The organism is Photobacterium lutimaris (assembly GCF_003025555.1).
GTDB classification, from domain to species: Bacteria; Pseudomonadota; Gammaproteobacteria; order Enterobacterales; family Vibrionaceae; genus Photobacterium; species Photobacterium lutimaris.
On record NZ_PYMH01000016.1, the window covers coordinates 35376 to 52434 of the forward strand.

Sequence of the window (17059 nt, forward strand, 5' to 3'; positions counted from 1 at the left end):
TTTTATGCCGATTTGATTTAGATCTCAAAGCAGTGAAGTTCTGCTTGAAAATTGTTCGTACGCGATATTAATCACGGTTTTTACGGTTGTATTGCAGATACTAATTTCGAATAACAATAAATCATTGAAATTAGATAATGGTGCGATCATGAAAAAAGGAATTATCAGTTTACTTCCCATTTCGATATTAATTGGCCTCAGTGGCTGTAATAGTGACTCTGATAGCGTTGATTATGGCAAGAAGGCAACTAACTACCTTGTCAGTATTGCCGATGAAATAGAGGGTATCGGTGCACGTGAAGCGAGTACGCCTGAAGAAGAGGCGATGGGAAATTGGCTTTACGATCAACTGACTGGTTTTGGATACGACGTTGAGGTGCAGCCTTTTACTTATCAAAAAGATGAGCAGCTACAGTCTTCAAAAAACTACATTATTGAGAAAAAAGGGGCGAGCGAGAAAACCATTATACTGGCCGCTCATTATGATTCTACCGGCTCTGATCATGGTTCATTAGGGGCGACAGATAACGGCGCAGGGGTAGCGGCGGCGGTGGCTATTGCCGAAAGTTTGATGCACGAGTCGCTGCCTTATACGGTACGTATTTTATTTCCTGGGGCCGAAGAAAACGGTTTGAACGGCTCGCTGCATTATGTGCGTCAGGCACTGGATAATAACCAATTAGGCAATGTTATCGCCATGATTAACTACGACACTGTCGGAGGGGGTGATTATGTTTATGTCCATGCTGCTCACACTGATTACGGTGAGTACCAATCCACCTGTGAGAAATTAGGCCTCAGTGAGTCGGATTATAACGCTGACACCCATATCCGAGATGCCATGCTAAAGGCATCGATAGATGTTAAAGGCGAAGACGGTAAATATACGGTGCATCCAGAATTCCCTGGATATCCGGAAGGTGAAACGGGCTCATGGTCAGATCATGCAGGGTTTGCCTGTGCCGGTATCCCGATTGCTTATGTCGAAGCGACCAACTTCAACATTAACGGAAAGTGGGGGTATGACGGTTACTCGCAAACAACGAACTCAACAGCTTGGGATTGCTACGATGCGGAAAATAAAACCGCTTGTGATCGTGGCAGCGAATCCAAGTGGGGCAAGATTTGGCACACTGAGTTTGACCGCTTGGACAAGCTGGAAGAACTATTTCCGGGCCGGGTGGAGCAGCAGTTGAGCGATAACGTGAATATTGTGTTGCAGTTGCTAACGTCAGATTCATACATCTATGAAAAATAATAAATAAACGATAAAAATTGTTTGTTTTACCAACCTGCAATTTGTGGGTATAAATCACAGTGTTCTATCAAAGACAAATATACCCAAGTCACTGGGGATACATACCCAATCAACCGACGCTAGGCAAATTGGGCATAACGTACCTTTTTAGCATTTTTGGCCATCACACTTTCTGATGGCCTTTTTTTGTTGTTTTGTCATTTCATGTTCCCCATCCGATGCTTTGGACTGGATCTCACAGTTTGTTGAATATTACTCGGTATGGGTGTCTGTTTTATCGTATATTCCCATGTGTTTACCCACTGGCATACCGAGGACGAATGGCCAAGCAAGCTGCTCAAAATGAGAACCCGCAAGATACCTCAGACGCTGATGCCGTTGGGCCGCTGAGCCTATTCTCCTCTTATGAATCAATCCACATCGAGTTACGTAAACCGCATCATATGCCTTGCTATCATTGGCATGGCCAAATCGAAGTGAATATCCCCTTTGGTGATGATGTCGACTATGTCATTAATGATCATCCGTTTACCGTCAGTGACGGCCATATCGGCATCTTCTGGGCCACGACACCGCATCAGCTTATCGAGCCGGGAAATTCGAGTAATATGGGGATTTTAAATATCCCTATTCATTACTTCTTGTCCTGGCCGCTTGATGAGGCATTGCTCAATCAAATTACCCACGGTGCAGTGGTACAGTCAGCGCTGCCAAACTTGGTGTCCGAGCAACAGATCGCGCTCTGGATGGAAGAGAGCAAGAGCGGTGATATCGGCTTTCGTCAGTTGGCTGCTGATGAAATATCACTGATGCTAAAAAGGGTGTGTTTGACGGGGTGGGAAAAGCTGACTCATACCATGGAAAGCAAGGGTTGTATGAAGGGGTTATCCAAGCACTCCCAATTCCATGTCCAGAAGATCCTTGAGTATATTGCTTGTCATCATGACTCACCCCTGACGGTGAAAAATATCGCTGAGCATGTCGGGTTGCACACTAACTATGCCATGAACCTGTTCCAGAGCGTGATGAAAATGACCATCAAGGAATATATCACTTCCATGCGGATCAACCATGCCCGAGCCTTGCTGACGGATACTAACCGGACTATATTGGATATCGCCCTGACAGTCGGGTTCAACTCTAATAGCCGCTTTTACGAAACCTTTCAGCGTTATATGAAAATGACGCCAACGGAGTTCCGTAAACTCAGCCGCAAGAGCAATAGCCTTGCTCTTCATGGCAGTAGTTTGGCGTTGTGAGATATACCTACACCCTAATTCGAGTTACTATTTCAGACTAATTCTGATTTAACCCGTAAGATAACAACGCCAACATGAATGCCACTCTAAAACCCCAGATCATTGATCTTATTCTCGCTGATTTACAGCAAGCCTACCAAAGTGCATTGCATGCTGCCGATCAGGCGCACAGTGCTGCGACTGACGATCAGAGCGTGGCGGAAACCCAGTATGATACCTTGGCTATCGAAGCGGCATATCTTGCCCATGGCCAGTCGCAACGAGTGGCCGAGTGTCTTGCCGATATCAACGCTTATGAGCAGCTGAAATCAGCATTGCCGCAAGCGAGTCAAGAGATCGTTTTAGGTTGCCTAGTCCATATCCTGGACGAGAATGATAACGAGAAGTGGATTTTCTTTGGACCAACAGCGGGTGGTATCAAGGTTTTGGTAGAAAATCATGAGGTTGTTGTCGTTACACCGACCTCACCACTGGGAGAGGCATTACTTGGTCTGATGGCCGAAGAGGACGCGGAAGTGCACCTCGGTGATAAAGTGGTCTTCTATGAAATAGACGCTATATATTGATAGTGTGCACTTACACTTGAATAATATACGGATAAAAAAACGGGGAAGCTTGCTTCCCCGTTTTTTCGTTTATGCTTCAGGCTCTTGTTTGGTATCGGCCATGCTGAGCAATGAACGGTTTGGGTTGTCCATCATCTCATCGTATAGTGCGACCGTTTCCTTGAACTGCCCTTTCTCTTTGCTAGGCACCGATGAAGCCATTGGAATGTTGGCTGTCATTGGGTTTACCGCGCGGTTTCTGATCAGGAACTCATAATGGATATGCGGTCCGGTTACCCGGCCGGTGGCGCCCGCGAGTGCTATTCGCTGGCCGCGAGAAACCTTTTGGCCTTTGCGTACAAGAACCTTACTGTTATGCAGGTAGCGGGTACGGTAGTTGGTACCGTGCTGGATCACGACGTATCGGCCGGCATAAGGATGGTTAACGACTTGGCTAACAACACCGTCACCAGTTGCAATCACCGGTGTACCTGTTGGAGTGGCAAAGTCGACACCGTTATGTGGTGAAATACGGCCGGTGACAGGGTGGCGTCGCTTAGGGTTGAAGCTAGAGCTGATCCGGTAGGTTCGGTTGCGTTCATACGGGTAGCGCAGGAATGCACGCTGCAGGCTTTCGCCCTTTGAATCGTAGAAGTTTCCGTCGCTGTGAAGGTAAGCCGTCGTAGATCGACCTCGGCTATGGATTCGGATGGCACGAATTTCGTGCTGACCGGTAATTGTATCGTTGACCGACTGGCGTGAAATGACCACTTCGAAGTTATCCCCGGCACGGAGATCGCGGGAGAAGTTAAGCTTCTCTTTCAGCAGATTGGTGATTTCATAAATCTCGGTAGCATTGAGTCCTGCCTTTTGTGCCGAAACAGAGAAGCTACCGTGGATCTCACCACTGGCGATGGTATCTTCCCAATCGCCCGGAATATTGATCTCTTCAAGCTCAAAACCGTTATCTTCCACTCGTTGATAGGCGACTTTTTGAGCAATGCTGAATTCCAATTCTAAGCGGTTAAGGCGCCCTGCGGCCGAATCAACCCAAAAACGCATAGTATTGCCTGGCTGCAGTGTATCAATCTTCAAATGGTTGAGATCGGCTTCTTGCAGTTCTTGAATACTTCGCAAAGGAATATTGAGTCGGGAGAAAATCTGGCTAAGTGTATCGCCTTTTTGAATGGTATAGGCGTAGCGTGGCGGTTCATACACCGGTTGATCAGCTTGTTCGCTAGGAGACCATTGGGTTGAATTGATCGCAAGGTTAAGTGGAACCGTGCGTTGAGTTGTACTGGTTTGTGTCAGCAGTGCTGCTATCGTCAATAGCGAAAAGCCTGCTATCCCTAAAAATTTGGTCGACATCCACTTTCGAGAAAGCGTCGAGTTTTGCGTAGACATGGTAGAAAGAACTCGTCGTTTTTATTGCTGATTTTTATTACGGATAAAGGTTCTTTATCTCGGGCTATGGAATGTTGTTGTCATTTTCCATAACCATGAATTTTGGGATGCTTATAACTCTGCATCCATTGATAAGCGCTAGTCTGCCATAAAGAGACATCGGGTGTGTTAAAAAGGTTCCTCGATCTCAAAAAAATCAGTTTTCTTGCGTAAAAGTTATGCATTTTGTGAAGTACATTTGATTTTTTGCAGCTTAGGATAGCTGGTGGATTTCAAAGCAGAAAAAAGCGACTCTTAACATTGCCCTGACATAGCATATGTGTGCTGATTACTATGGCTGGTTAATAATGCATCAAAATGCACGGGGTTAACAAGAATATCAGATGGAAGAGTGGTTTACACTTGGTTGAAATTTGAGCTGTGAGAGACGTTGTAAGTCGCGAAGACAGCGCTCTGGTTAGAGCGCTGTATTTGTGGATTCGAAAAATTAAATAAATCGAATTTTAACGGCCTGTAGGTTGCTGCTCGAGTCATCCATAATGAACTCGACCAAACTGCCTGATGCCGGTTGGCCTTGACTAGCGATGTTCATGCCGCAGAAACGAATGTCACCACCCAGATCACAAGTGATAAGGCCAGTGTGGTTAGTTGGGTTGTAGCTGCGGATAATACCGGTATGTGAAATCATATTTTTTCCTTCGTGCCCAAACTCTGCATTCTGTCCCGACTAGCGTATTCATTGTTTGCTAGTGATTGGAAACTTGCGTTGAGCTTGTGGCTATCAAATTGAGTACAAATGCTGAAAACAGCGCTTGTCTTGCCGGAATGTCAGCCTTGGCTGATCCGGTTTACTCATTGACCTTTACTATTGGACGTCAGGAGATCACCAAACTCACTGACTCATCACTGCGGGACGCTCGCAACTTAGCGCAGCAGCGGAATGGTAATAGAGATAATCTTCTTGGGGTGCATCTAACTTTGGCGAGAAGTGAGGTGTATACTTCGAAAATCATTGTCGGTCTGAGTAGCAGACCCAGACAAACTAACGTTAAATGACGCTGTTGTAAATACAATAAATTGCAACAAAGTGCGATTTTGCTCACTATTTTTTGTGTTCTGCCTCACTTTACCACAGCTCAGGCTTGTTGAACGCAGCCACACAGGCTGAGTTGCCCGTTATCGGTGCTAGCGGGTGTGTGGTGAGCGACTGTGCCAACCAACCGTGTGGATGAGACAGTGGCAACGGCGCCTTGAACTGCTGCTCGGTAATACTCTCAAAGCCGATTTTGCTGTAAAAGTTCGGATCGCCATACGTAAAGGCTAGCTCGACACCTCGTTGCTTCAGTGTCTCGAGGCCAAACTTGATCAGCGCTTGGCCGATCCCTTTACCTTGGCTTTGGGTGGCTACCGCAACAGGTGCCATCAAAAAGGCCGTTTTGTCTGATTCAAATGTCAGGCGGGTAAACAGAATACTGCCAACAACTTTACCTGCTTCCTTGGCAATAAAGACGTAAAGGTCATCGGTTTTTGTTGATGCTAATAATTCGTTGACTAAACAGCCGATCACTTTTCCTGCGTCTATACCTTCCGAATCAGAAAAGGTTTGGCTAAAGAGTTGAATGATTTCTTCAGTTTGATGGTGTTGATAGATGCTGTAGTGCATTGTTGGCTCCTTACCTACGTTTGTAAAGAAGCATAAACTATGAAGCTATAGACAGGTCAATGCTGATTCGCGCCATTTGAAATGTAAAGTGTTTCGCGTCTCTCTGTTGCAACTTGAAGCGGGATATAAAACAGGGCTTAGCTCACAAAAATGATGATAGGTGATGTATTGTTTGGAGAAAAAGTTGGCAAAGCAATCATTCTTCTTGTTTTCAACGCTGTTTCTTAGTGATAGTCTGAATTGACCGTAGGTGTTTCAACCTTCATTTGGATTCAAGGATGGATTTATGGGTTTGAAAGAAGACAAAAACTGGCGCAACACCGAGCGCGATGCGCAATGCGCCGAATATGAGATTTACGTCGAGCAGATGAAAAGCCGAGATTTATCTTGGGTTGATTTTAATGACTGGCTAGATATCTAGCCCTAACCACATACCTTATTCTTAATTTGTCGAGCCGCGGTTATCTCATCGCGGCTTGTTATCTTTATGTCGCGGCATGCCTGCCCGGAGCAGGTTCAGTTGATTACGGATCTTGTAATGAAAAAAGCGCGGGAAAGCCCGCGCTTTTTCTCGGGTAGAGATTGAGAACACGTCTGCTTAGGGACAGTCAATGCGATGTTTGAAGATGTATAGATGAATACATCACTTACATTCTTGCCTTCTTCCTCATCGCCGTTCAGGTAAGCTTGAAGATCACTAATAACCTCTTCGTAACGATTTGGCCGCGACATAGTCGCCTGAGATCACCTCGGCTGGAATATTTAATTCCGCAGCCAATACGATCACTGTCTAAAGAAAAGCCAGTATAGCGCGGGTCAATACCGAGTAATTTCAATCTTTTTTGAGGCGTTATTTTTTAAAGTAACGTGATTGAGCTTACTTATACTTTCACTTACAATAAAACGATATTTCCAGTAAGTTGGAAATATCAAGCTCAACGTGCCAACGTATTGGTCAGCAGCGAGGGCTGGGAGCGCTGTCATACACTTGCTGTGATGAATCTCGTGACAATAAAGCGCCTGTACGATGACGGTATTAATGATGAGTAGATAGGCCAAGAGGGCGAGCACCTGAGTTGTTCGCTGGATTTAGTCGGCGTTATGGCCGTGTAATTGCATAATTTTAGAGAAGTAAACGATGACAAACGACAAGCAACGTTTTCTGTCGCAGCAGATCATTGAAAACGCCTGTGAGTGGGCCATCATGCACGGTGTGGCATTCAGACAAGCTGACAATACCGCAAGGCACTGTCCGTTCAGTATTGCGCCGATGGCTATGGAGCGTGAGGTGTATGAACATCTACTCAAGGTGACGCCGCTAATCACCAAGCTGATCAGCCATGTCTCTGAAGATCACGACTTCCTACAATCTTCGTTGAGTGATATGGCCAAGGCCGATCCATTCTTTGGTCGCTTGATGGCGCTTCATCAGCAAGCTCATGCTGATACCAGTAACAGCCCTACGCGCCAGCCGTTGCTACTGATGCGTACCGACTTTATGGATGACCGGCAACACGGTGCGAAGGTTATTGAGTTCAATGGTATTGCGGCGGGCATGGGGCCTTTCGGCCAGCGTGCAACGGAATTCCATGCCTTTATGCAGAGCCAGTGGCCGAATGCGTACCAAGATTGGCTTGAAGATAGCGCTGCGGTACCAGCAGAAAACCAGGGGCTTGAACAGCTTGCCTATGCGATCACCGCATCAGCCAGAAAGGTTCAGGCCGATTTCAGTGCGGAAGGAAAGCCGACGTTCTTGATGGTGGTGCAGAAGAATGAGGACAATGTGTATGATCAGCATTTACTGGAAACTGCTTTGCAGAAGCGGGGAGTGCGAACGGTTCGCCGTACCTTCGAGCAACTCAGTACCGAGCTATCAACGGGGGACAATCAGCGTTTAATGCTAGATGGTGTCGGTGCCATTGATGTGGTCTATTTGCGCGCGGGTTATCAGTATTCAGATTACTGGGCGCCTGATCTCAATGAATCGACTTGTTGCCATGCCTTGAGCCAGACACGTTTGTTTATCGAGCAGCATAACGTGGCGGTTAATGCCACGATTAGCCAGCAACTGGCTACCAGTAAATCAATGCAGATGCTGCTGACCATGCTGCCTGCAGAGGATTATGCCCGTTGGGGGCTGAGCCTTGATGAAGCGCAGTTGATAAAGAGTGTATTGGCGGAGATGAAGCCGATAAATGCAGAAACGATTGAATGGTTTAATCGCCAAGCAGTAAAGCATGAATGGGTGTTGAAAAACCAAGGTGAAGGAGGTGGGCATTGTGTGTTTGGCGAGGATATCAGCGATACATTGAGTCAGATCTCACCGGAAGAATATGATGCCTGGGCCTTGATGCAGCGCTTGTACCCACATGAGCGAGAAACCCCTACTATCGCCGTGCGCGATGTTGAGCAAGCCGTGGTGGATGACTTGGTTAGCGAAATTGGCCTGTTTACGGCTTACTTTAATGGTGAGCCAATGACTCAGCTTGGTGGCTATGCCGGGTATTTGATCCGCAGCAAACCCGCGAGTGAAAACGAAGGGGGGATCCACAGTGGCAAGGGGATCCTTGATTCCTTAACCCTGGTGGGGTAATTGAACATCGGGAGCCGATAAAGATAAGGAGGCTGGAATGCCTCCTTGTTTTGTTCGTGACTGGGAGAGAGCCATGAATCATGGGCCTGATTAACGACTACATTCTAAATAGCTCAACCCGAAGGTGGTTGTCATCTTCGTAGGCAATCACCGATTGGAAATTGCCATCTTGCTCTATAGCCTCAGAGAAGACGTCTTTGTCTTGCGTGTCACCGATGAACAGAACCTGGGTGGATTTAATCATCAGCCCGTCCTCATCGAAGCTAGAGGTTAAATCTTCATCAACCACGCAGACCAGTACCTTGCCATAACGGGCATTGAGGTCGATATCGTGGGCTTTCGAATACTGAACTTTGGTTTTGAGCTTAGATTCGATGCCATCGATAAGCCCAACAAAACGATATAGGTCGGTAGAGCAAGTCTGTATGAGTTGTCCTACTTCATTATTCAGCACGGATTCCAAGTCGCCATCGGGGTGACGACCGTGTGCGATCCACTGTTTTGCTGACTTTCTTATTGTTCTATATCTATTGGATTTAGCGATACGTTTGAAGTACTTAACTAAAATATTGTTTCTTTCAGCTAAGGTGAGGTGCTTGTCCAGTTTTTGGAATTCAAGGTGCAATAACGCATTGGTACTAACATCGAGCAACTGCTGGGTTTGGTTCATTAACGTACTATCCAAATCTCTACAAGATTATCTGGGCTATTATATCGAAATTTGAATGATTTTTTTACATTTTCTCCCATTTACTGCCAAATGAGCGAAATAGCAGTGGCGATGTCTTGAGTAAGGCGGGATGCGGTGTACCGGGGGCAACAGATAACCTCGAGATAGCCTGACTATTTCGAGGTTGTTTTGTATGAAGGTTGTTCGCTGATGACGTTCTGGCTGATGCAACTTGTGGCTTATTAAGCATGCCCTCAAGTGACTTAGTAATATCCAAGTGCCAGTTCGTTTTGCAGTCTTGTGCGAAATGTTGACTTTAATATCTCACCAAGTTGAATATTGTTACTTAGGTCAATAATTGAAAGCGACTCTATCCAATAAATGTCTGCGAGTAAATGTATATCCTTAGCCAACTCGAATAAACTGTCGATTGATAAATTATTGATACTGTCATTCCATGCCAGCGTTATATCAATGATAATGGCTCTTTTAGATTGATTTTGTTTATATGTTTCGCTGAAACTAATGTGAGAATTATCAATCAGAATGATTTCACATTCCCCCTTACCTTTATCATTTATATTATAAAGTCGGTCATTAATATAAATATTAATGCTGTTATCTTTTTCGAGTGAGCCGTAGAATGACATTGTAATATATCTCTATAATGTATGTGTTGTTTAAAACCAACCTATCACTTGCTCATTCTAGAGACTATGAATATGAGAAATTCATATTTGCCAATAACTACTTCATGAATAGTATCCATAAATGAATATCTGTTATGCATAGTAAATTTATATCAACCTATTTAATAATGGCGCTAACTTAAGCCCCTGCCTTTCTGAACACGAATATCAAAAAGAGATGATAATGAAAAATTGCTACCTATACACAGCAGTCGCACTTGCGAGTTTCTCTACAATGAGTTTTGCCAACGAGTCTTCTCGGCTGAGTGGCGAGATTCTAGTGACCTCGGGCTATATGTCGACAAACTCGAATCTGAGCACCAATGGCAATGCTCGCCTCAATGATTTAAACAGCAAAGGCTCTCATACCAATGATTTTATTGCTGCTCCGCTTGGCAGCCTAACGTATCGGTTGGGAGCTGATAATAACCAGCGGGTTTACCTCGGTACATCAAGGGATGACCTTGCGGTAGGGGATCTGGCCTTCGAGGTGGGATACCAATACGATTTTGGGAATGGCACCGAACTTGATGTTGCCTTTCTGCCGACGGTGGTGTCTGGTGAAGTGTGGGCTAACCCTTATCAAACCGGCTCGAATCGACAGAAAACTGATATTGAAGGCCATGCATTTCGTATGAAACTGAACAATATCAATAACTCTGGTGTGTCGGTAGATATGGCTTATGCCACTGCGGAAGTTGATAATGAGCAAGTCACAGAGCAGGCATTGCGTCGTGACCATGATACTTACTTTATTAAGGGCTCTCATCAATCGATGCTTAGCGATCGTTCTGGTTTAATTTCTTCAGTGTCGTATACCCATCGGGATGCAAAAGGTAAGGCTGAAACGTTTGACCAATATAAAGCTGAGCTGACGTATTTTACCTCTGTGGATGCACATAGTTTAGCTTTAACGGGGGGATATGCGTACCGAGATTATGATGGCACCAATCCTATCTTTAATAAAGAGCGATCGGATAATCGCTATAAACTCTTTTTAGCTTACGAATATGCCGATTTTGCTGGTTGGGACAACTGGAGTTTAGTGTCATTGGCAGGCGCGAACTTCAATACATCGAATATCGATTTTTATGAAAGTGAAGAATACCTGATGACTGTCGGTATGAGTTACCAATTCTAAGGACGTTAATTTTGCTCTACGGTAACCCGTGGGGGCAAAAAATTGGTTACCGTTTGAAGAGTGAAGATTAGGCTTAGGTCATAGAAGGTTGAACCACGGTATCAAAGAATGTTTGCATTGTTTGATGTAGATGCTGATTGAGCGGGTAGCCTCGCTTGGATTGAAGATAGCCTCCAGAAACGCTGAACGTCTTTAAATGCGCTGGCATTTTTGGTAAAGGATAACAAGCCAAATTATCACTATGGGTAGTAAGAAAACTGCTGCTGATTTTTATAGCATCAGAGTTTTCAATTTTATCGACGATGATTGGGATACTGTGGGTCGTGAGAACAATATTGGGGGTATACCCCTTTTCTAGGTATAACTCGTCGAAGGGGTCATGCTTATAATTTACAGCGTCAGCAATTATTTTTATCAGCGGGAGGTGGTGTATGGACTCCCAGTCGCTGGATTGGCTAAGGATGGGATGATTTTTTCTAGCCACAAAGCACACATCTATATTACTTAGATGATGAGCATATAACTCTTGAGGGAGTGGGTAGAGGGAGAAGTGGACCATGTAATCTATTTTACGGTCTAAAATATTTTGCAGTGAGCCCTCTTGCCAATAAATTAACTCGAGGGAAGCATTAGGTAGTGCTTTGCTGAGTGCTCGATATATGCCCTGACCAAACGTTTCGAGCAGGCTCAATTCTACAGCAACCACTACTTTGCCGTTAAATTCATTTGGGTTAAAGCTCTGGTAGGACTCAAGAACATTAACAACTGGATTGAGCATACTTTCTGCCGCTTCAGCCAGTTTTTCAGCTAGTTCTGAGGGGGCGACACCGTGGGCCTTGCGGATAAACAACTGGTCGCCGAACGTTTCACGTAGTTTTGCCAGCCCTCGGCTAACACTTGTTTGCGAGATACCGAGTTTTTCTGCTGCAGTAGACGTGTTTCGGGTTTCAACAACAACCCGGAGCAGCTTCAATAGGTTTAGGTCAAGATCCTCAAGATTGGTTTTCATCTGCTGTGTCTACTCCATGGTCAACGTCCAATATAATCTGTTACTAACATAGCACATGCAGATTTATTTAAAAGATTAGTCTTCATTGTGTTATTACTTTTATGTCTGAAGAGTTGTATTAACTCTCAGCTTTTATTTTTTTTGATTTTATATAGGTTGATAAGTTATGCAGACTGTTGTGGTAGACGGTTTTGTTTCTTTTACGCTAGCAATTTGTTTATTATTTATTGGTAAGTTTGCCACAATACGTTTTGAGGTACTAAGAAAATACAGTATTCCAGAGCCAGTTATTGGTGGTTTTATTTGTGCAATAACGGTAGCGATAATTTATTATGTCTTTAATACTGCGATCGAGTTTGAGCTCGAGGCAAGAGGCACCTTATTACTCTATTTCTTTGCCGGCATTGGATTAAGTGCAAATATCCAGACACTATTGTCTGGTGGAAAGCCACTCTTTATCCTTACTCTACTGGCTGTGATCTATATCGGGTTGCAGAACATAGTCGGCGTCAGCATTGCCTCCTTATTTGGCTTCGAGCCGATAATAGGTTTAATGGCAGGATCTATTTCATTAATTGGTGGCGTCGGAACAACCATGGCGTGGTCGCCAACATTTACTGAAATGGGCCTTGAGGGTGCGGCTGAAATCGGTATCGCCAGTAATACATTGGGTCTTATCTCTGCGTGCCTTGTCGGTGGTCCGATCGCAAACTACTTAATTAAGAAGTATCGCTTGGAGGCGAATACGGATCACCAACTGGATATTGGTGTTTGCCACAACGAAACCTTCAAGCTGGATCATTTTGGCTATTTGTACGCATGGCTGATGCTCAACTTGAGCTTGATGCTAGGGTATTTTGTTGATATGGCGCTAGCATCTATGGGGCTTCAGTTGCCCATGTTTGTTGCTTGCCTACTGGCTGGCATCATTATCGGCAACTTTAAATCGGTGGTGCTAAAGCAAAAGAGCAGTAGGAATGCCCAGCTTGGACAGACGTTGATCTCAGATATCTGCCTAGGTATGTTCCTGACAATGGCTTTGATGGGGCTTCAATTATGGCAATTGCAGAGCTCGGTATTGTTTTTAAGTGCTGTGATGATCTGCCAGGTTATTCTTTCAGTAGGGTTCACTCTATTGGTGGTATTCCGGACCATGGGTAAGAATTATGAAGCGGCGGTGATCAGTTCCGGCTTTGGTGGCATCACTCTTGGCTCAACGGCTACGGCCATCGTCAATATGACGGCAGTTACCCAGCAACATGGCGCGGCACACAAGGCTTTTATCATCGTTCCATTGGTATGTGGCTTCTTTATTGATATTGCCAATGCTTTGATAATAAATACTTTCATTCAAGTGTTTTAGTGACGAGATAGAACAAAATACCTTGAAACACACAATGTTGGCTGTTGAATGATGGTTTTTAGAGCCTCAATCCACGGCCATATTGGTATGGTTAGCATTTAAGCTGTTAACTAACAATCAGGGGAAAATAGTCATCAAAAACGTAGGGATGCAAGAAATGAGAAAGGTATTTTAGGGTTTTTATGCAATTTATAATGATAAAAGAGATGTGATCTGACCGATTATTATTGAATTTCTGTGAGCAATTTATCAAAAAACGATCAAATCACACGGGTTTTGTTATTTTCTCACTGAGATTACATTCAAAAATAGCGAATCATTCGCATGAAAAAGGTTGATGCTGCCACGGTATTAGCATAATTGTGGATATTTAGTCGTAAAGTGACTATTTATTCCGTTAACAGTTGTGTTCTAGTGAAATGATATTTTGAGTTGCGTCACATTTACCTTGAAATAATTAACTTACTATTTTGCCACTTCGATAAGTATTTCAAATTAATCGATTAAAACCTCTGACTACATATAAGGAAAATGTCGACATGGCTGGCATCATTAAAGTTTCACGCAATACAGAAAATGCCCCTCAAAGCACTCTATCTTCTCAAACAGTTGCTTTCTCTCATTACAATAACTTTTCTGCACAGTTACCTGTAGACCCTAAAACAGGCGAAATTGTTGTCGGTGATGTAAAAGATCAAGCAAAGCAGTGTTTAACAAATATCAAAGCCATTGTTGAAAGCATTAACCATGTAATGGATGACGTTGTAAAAATTAACGTATTCCTTAAAGATGTTGCTGATATGGAAGCGGTAGATGAAGTTTACGCAACCTTCTTCGACAACCTTCTTCCTACCCGTACTGTCGTTCAGGTTGCTGCGTTACCGATGAGCGATGCATTGGTTCAAATGGATGCGCTTATCTCAAACGGTGAAGGTACTGCGCCACAAGACCCATGCGCACTTATCAAGCTTTCTCGTAACACTGAAAATGCCCCTCAATGTGCGCTATCTACACAAACAGTTGCTTTCTCTCACTACAACAACATCTCAGCTCAGCTACCCGTTGACCCTAAAACAGGTGCGCTTGTAGAGGGCGGTGTGAAAGAGCAAACCGCTCAGTGTCTAAAGAACATGAAAGCCGTTCTAGAAAGCATTGATGTTCCTTTCGATGATATCGTTAAAATCAATATGTACCTGAACGATCTCGCTGATGTTGATGCAGTAAACGAAGTGTACTCAACCTTCTTCCCTGATTCAGCAATTGCTCGTACAGTGGCATATGTACCAGCACGCTCAGTTATTGCTGCTGATGCGCTACCTATGGGGGCATTGGTACAGATTGATGCTTCTGTATCTCACGGCGACGGCACACCTCCGCAAGAAGTTGAAGATCGTCACAACATCGTGATTCGTGCAAACAATACTGATGCGGCACCACGTAGCGCACTACACACACAAACTGTTGCTTTCTCTCACTACAACCACGTTGCAGCTCAACTGCCTGTTGATGTGAAAACCAATGCAATCGTAGCGGGTGGTGCTAAAGAGCAAGCTGAGCAGTGCATGAAAAACATCAAAGCTATCGTTGAGAGTGTTGACCACGTTATGGACGACATCGTTAAAATCAACATCCAACTTAAAGATGTTGCTGATATCGATGCGGTAAACGAAGTGTATACAACGTTCTTCCAAGGCGATCTTCCAGCACGTACTGTTGTGGGTGTATCTCAAATTGAAATGGGTGCACTAGTACAAATCGACGCTGTTGTTTCTAACGGTGAAGGTACGCTGCCACAAGCATAAGATAGGCTGAATACGGATTAGCCAATATGCAATGGCTGTAAGCGTCATTCAATAACAACAATTGGGCAGGCTCTTATTAGTTGAACACTTCAATGAGGTTCAATTAATAAGGGCCTGTCTTTTTAGTTAATGCGCAAGATAGGTAATACGCACTTAGAAATCCCACTGTAGGTAGAGGTTATTGTAGTCACTGCCGCCTTTTATCCTGCCGAAGGCGGAGGCCTGGGTGAAGATCCCCGATCGGTGATGTAGGCTATAGCCTAGCCACATGTTCGAGAGCGATTGGTTGTTGAACACATCTCCGATGTTGACATCAAATGAGAAATCTAAGTAGTTCATTAGCTTACTTGGGGTATAGTCTTTTTCGCTCAGTCGCGCGCTTTCAATATGGCTAATTTGGGTGCTGTAAGAGATGCCTTCCGCGAAGCCGAAGCGCCATGTCGTCGGCCAATTGAAGGTATAGTAGGCTTTGATCGCCACCACATACTCACCAAAACTGCCTTGGACATCGGACTTATGGTGCTGAATAAAGCCTGGGGTAACATAAAAATCTAACGGCCAACCAAATACTGTGTCTGCTACGGGATGGCCATAGAACACTGAAGTCATGGTGTTTCTGTATGGATCGGTTTTGTTGTTAAGCATCAACAGATCAGACACACCGGAAGTGGTCGCAACGCCGCTGGCAATTCGTAGGTACGAGTTGGTTGGGAGCTGTGAGTGTGTTCTTTGTCCCGGGGTATTGAATAGCGCCAGGCCTAGGTAGGTTTCCCATTGTGCCCTAGAGTCGACGATATCACTTTGATAAGTCTTATTATCGAGCAGGGTGGCATTGGTTTGGCCGACCGCATAGAGGTTTTCATAGAGCTGATAGCGACCTTTGACACCGGCGCTATAGCTAAACCCGTAACCAATGTCCTCGGTGTTCAGTGCATAGTAGGTATTATTGAATCTCGAGGATTTCCCCGTTACGGTGACATAAGGGCTGATACGCCAAGATGGTTGATCAATGGTATATTCACTGGTGAGGTTGGAGTAGACCCGACCATCTTTATCGCTAAGTAACTCTGCGCTGATATCAAGCTGTGGAGAATAGTGCCAGGTGATATTACCGCCAAGATCAAACTGGGTACCTTGTACGTCATTTTGGTAGCGCTTTGGGATATCAAAAAAACGGATCCTGCCAAGTGCACCTACAGAGACGCTATCACCATGGTAAAACCGGTATCCGCCGGAAGCACCGTCGAGGTAAAAACTCTCGCCTTGGTAAAATAGCAGCGGCATGACATCGTGTACCACATTGTCGCTGGTATCAAAGATGATGTTTGCGCTGCGCATGCCAATCCCCACACCCCAGCTTTCCTTCTCTGAAGAAGAGTGCGAATGAGGATGAGAAGCGGCAGTGGCAATAGAGGTCACTAACAGTGGAAGTAAGTAGAGGTATTTCATGGTTAACACTCATGAATTAATGTTGTGGGGTTATATCCATTGCTTTATAACCCACTGAATTAAAGTGGTTTATATTATGGGCTTTCTGTTTTATATATTTTATAGGAAGGGATGTTTAAGTGAATGACTATCAGATATTCACTTTCTATTTGTTATCTTTCTTAAATTGGATGTCGGTTGAGTCTTTTGATAGATAAAAAAGCCTGAGCAATGC

The 17059-nt window shown here is 44.5% G+C and carries 15 protein-coding genes; 8 read left to right on the forward strand and 7 right to left on the reverse strand.

Translation table 11 applies throughout. The features are described 5' to 3' along the window. Window positions 1–148: 148 nt before the first annotated feature. The 3 genes from C9I99_RS23300 to C9I99_RS23310 all read left to right on the forward strand — a co-directional run bounded on the left by C9I99_RS23300 (window position 149) and on the right by C9I99_RS23310 (window position 3083). The gene (locus C9I99_RS23300; RefSeq protein ID WP_107351223.1) at window positions 149–1258 is read left to right on the forward strand and encodes a M28 family metallopeptidase; all 1110 of its coding nucleotides are present in this window, start codon (window positions 149–151) and stop codon (window positions 1256–1258) included. Window positions 1259–1578: 320 nt separating this feature from the next. Beyond that, window positions 1579–2517: a transcriptional regulator MelR gene (melR, locus tag C9I99_RS23305; protein WP_107351224.1), complete on the forward strand. Its 939-nt coding sequence runs from the start codon at window positions 1579–1581 to the stop codon at window positions 2515–2517. A gap of 74 nt (window positions 2518–2591) precedes the next feature. After that, window positions 2592–3083 carry a GreA/GreB family elongation factor gene (locus C9I99_RS23310; protein WP_243734399.1) on the forward strand — a complete coding sequence of 164 codons (492 nt, stop codon included), beginning with the start codon at window positions 2592–2594 and terminating at the stop codon, window positions 3081–3083. Window positions 3084–3152: 69 nt separating this feature from the next. Here the strand turns inward: C9I99_RS23310 and C9I99_RS23315 are convergent, their stop codons facing one another. The 3 genes from C9I99_RS23315 to C9I99_RS23325 form a co-directional block, all read right to left on the reverse strand. Next, window positions 3153–4466, reverse strand: coding sequence for a peptidoglycan DD-metalloendopeptidase family protein (locus C9I99_RS23315; RefSeq protein WP_107351225.1), 1314 nt, complete (start codon window positions 4464–4466; stop codon window positions 3153–3155). 487 nt (window positions 4467–4953) lie between these two features. After that, window positions 4954–5154, reverse strand: coding sequence for a hypothetical protein (locus C9I99_RS23320; protein WP_107351226.1), 201 nt, complete (start codon window positions 5152–5154; stop codon window positions 4954–4956). 438 nt (window positions 5155–5592) lie between these two features. After that, window positions 5593–6129: a GNAT family N-acetyltransferase gene (locus C9I99_RS23325; RefSeq protein ID WP_107351227.1), complete on the reverse strand. Its 537-nt coding sequence runs from the start codon at window positions 6127–6129 to the stop codon at window positions 5593–5595. A 286-nt stretch (window positions 6130–6415) separates the two neighbouring features. Between C9I99_RS23325 and C9I99_RS27615 the strand changes: the two genes are divergently transcribed. After that, a complete protein-coding gene (locus C9I99_RS27615; protein ID WP_275937915.1) occupies window positions 6416–6550 on the forward strand; it encodes a hypothetical protein in 135 nt (44 codons plus the stop codon). A 717-nt stretch (window positions 6551–7267) separates the two neighbouring features. After that, complete coding sequence (locus C9I99_RS23330) at window positions 7268–8722, forward strand: glutathione synthase (protein ID WP_107351228.1); 1455 nt, start codon at window positions 7268–7270, stop codon at window positions 8720–8722. A gap of 97 nt (window positions 8723–8819) precedes the next feature. Here the strand turns inward: C9I99_RS23330 and C9I99_RS23335 are convergent, their stop codons facing one another. Next, a complete protein-coding gene (locus C9I99_RS23335) occupies window positions 8820–9392 on the reverse strand; it encodes a DUF2913 family protein (RefSeq protein WP_107351229.1) in 573 nt (190 codons plus the stop codon). A gap of 263 nt (window positions 9393–9655) precedes the next feature. Further along, the gene (locus C9I99_RS23340) at window positions 9656–10042 is read right to left on the reverse strand and encodes a hypothetical protein (RefSeq protein WP_107351230.1); all 387 of its coding nucleotides are present in this window, start codon (window positions 10040–10042) and stop codon (window positions 9656–9658) included. Window positions 10043–10265: 223 nt separating this feature from the next. Between C9I99_RS23340 and C9I99_RS23345 the strand changes: the two genes are divergently transcribed. Then, a complete protein-coding gene (locus tag C9I99_RS23345; RefSeq protein ID WP_107351231.1) occupies window positions 10266–11222 on the forward strand; it encodes a DUF2860 domain-containing protein in 957 nt (318 codons plus the stop codon). Between the two features lie 73 nt (window positions 11223–11295). Here C9I99_RS23345 and C9I99_RS23350 read toward each other — a convergent pair whose 3' ends face one another. Continuing rightward, window positions 11296–12231, reverse strand: a complete 936-nt coding sequence (locus C9I99_RS23350; protein WP_107351232.1) for a LysR family transcriptional regulator — start codon at window positions 12229–12231, stop codon at window positions 11296–11298. Window positions 12232–12397: 166 nt separating this feature from the next. On the opposite strand from C9I99_RS23350, the gene gltS reads away from it, so the two are divergent. After that, complete coding sequence (gltS, locus tag C9I99_RS23355; protein WP_107351233.1) at window positions 12398–13594, forward strand: sodium/glutamate symporter; 1197 nt, start codon at window positions 12398–12400, stop codon at window positions 13592–13594. A 539-nt stretch (window positions 13595–14133) separates the two neighbouring features. Further along, window positions 14134–15396, forward strand: a complete 1263-nt coding sequence (locus tag C9I99_RS23360) for a RidA family protein (RefSeq protein WP_107351234.1) — start codon at window positions 14134–14136, stop codon at window positions 15394–15396. A 153-nt stretch (window positions 15397–15549) separates the two neighbouring features. On the opposite strand, the gene C9I99_RS23365 is transcribed toward C9I99_RS23360, so the two are convergent. Beyond that, the gene (locus C9I99_RS23365; protein ID WP_107351235.1) at window positions 15550–16845 is read right to left on the reverse strand and encodes a MipA/OmpV family protein; all 1296 of its coding nucleotides are present in this window, start codon (window positions 16843–16845) and stop codon (window positions 15550–15552) included. Between the last annotated feature and the right edge of the window lie 214 nt (window positions 16846–17059).

Bases quoted from the DNA above. Each gene is read 5' to 3' on its own strand.
- C9I99_RS23335 (WP_107351229.1), bottom strand. From the start codon at position 9,392: ATGAACCAAACCCAGCAGTTGCTCGATGTTAGTACCAATGCGTTATTG.
- C9I99_RS23310 (WP_243734399.1), top strand. From the start codon at position 2,592: ATGAATGCCACTCTAAAACCCCAGATCATTGATCTTATTCTCGCTGAT.
- C9I99_RS27615 (WP_275937915.1), top strand. From the start codon at position 6,416: ATGGGTTTGAAAGAAGACAAAAACTGGCGCAACACCGAGCGCGATGCG.
- melR (WP_107351224.1), top strand. From the start codon at position 1,579: ATGGCCAAGCAAGCTGCTCAAAATGAGAACCCGCAAGATACCTCAGAC.
- C9I99_RS23365 (WP_107351235.1), bottom strand. From the start codon at position 16,845: ATGAAATACCTCTACTTACTTCCACTGTTAGTGACCTCTATTGCCACT.
- C9I99_RS23350 (WP_107351232.1), bottom strand. From the start codon at position 12,231: ATGAAAACCAATCTTGAGGATCTTGACCTAAACCTATTGAAGCTGCTC.
- C9I99_RS23300 (WP_107351223.1), top strand. From the start codon at position 149: ATGAAAAAAGGAATTATCAGTTTACTTCCCATTTCGATATTAATTGGC.
- C9I99_RS23360 (WP_107351234.1), top strand. From the start codon at position 14,134: ATGGCTGGCATCATTAAAGTTTCACGCAATACAGAAAATGCCCCTCAA.
- C9I99_RS23315 (WP_107351225.1), bottom strand. From the start codon at position 4,466: ATGTCTACGCAAAACTCGACGCTTTCTCGAAAGTGGATGTCGACCAAA.
- C9I99_RS23325 (WP_107351227.1), bottom strand. From the start codon at position 6,129: ATGCACTACAGCATCTATCAACACCATCAAACTGAAGAAATCATTCAA.
- C9I99_RS23340 (WP_107351230.1), bottom strand. From the start codon at position 10,042: ATGTCATTCTACGGCTCACTCGAAAAAGATAACAGCATTAATATTTAT.
- C9I99_RS23320 (WP_107351226.1), bottom strand. From the start codon at position 5,154: ATGATTTCACATACCGGTATTATCCGCAGCTACAACCCAACTAACCAC.
- C9I99_RS23345 (WP_107351231.1), top strand. From the start codon at position 10,266: ATGAAAAATTGCTACCTATACACAGCAGTCGCACTTGCGAGTTTCTCT.
- C9I99_RS23330 (WP_107351228.1), top strand. From the start codon at position 7,268: ATGACAAACGACAAGCAACGTTTTCTGTCGCAGCAGATCATTGAAAAC.
- gltS (WP_107351233.1), top strand. From the start codon at position 12,398: ATGCAGACTGTTGTGGTAGACGGTTTTGTTTCTTTTACGCTAGCAATT.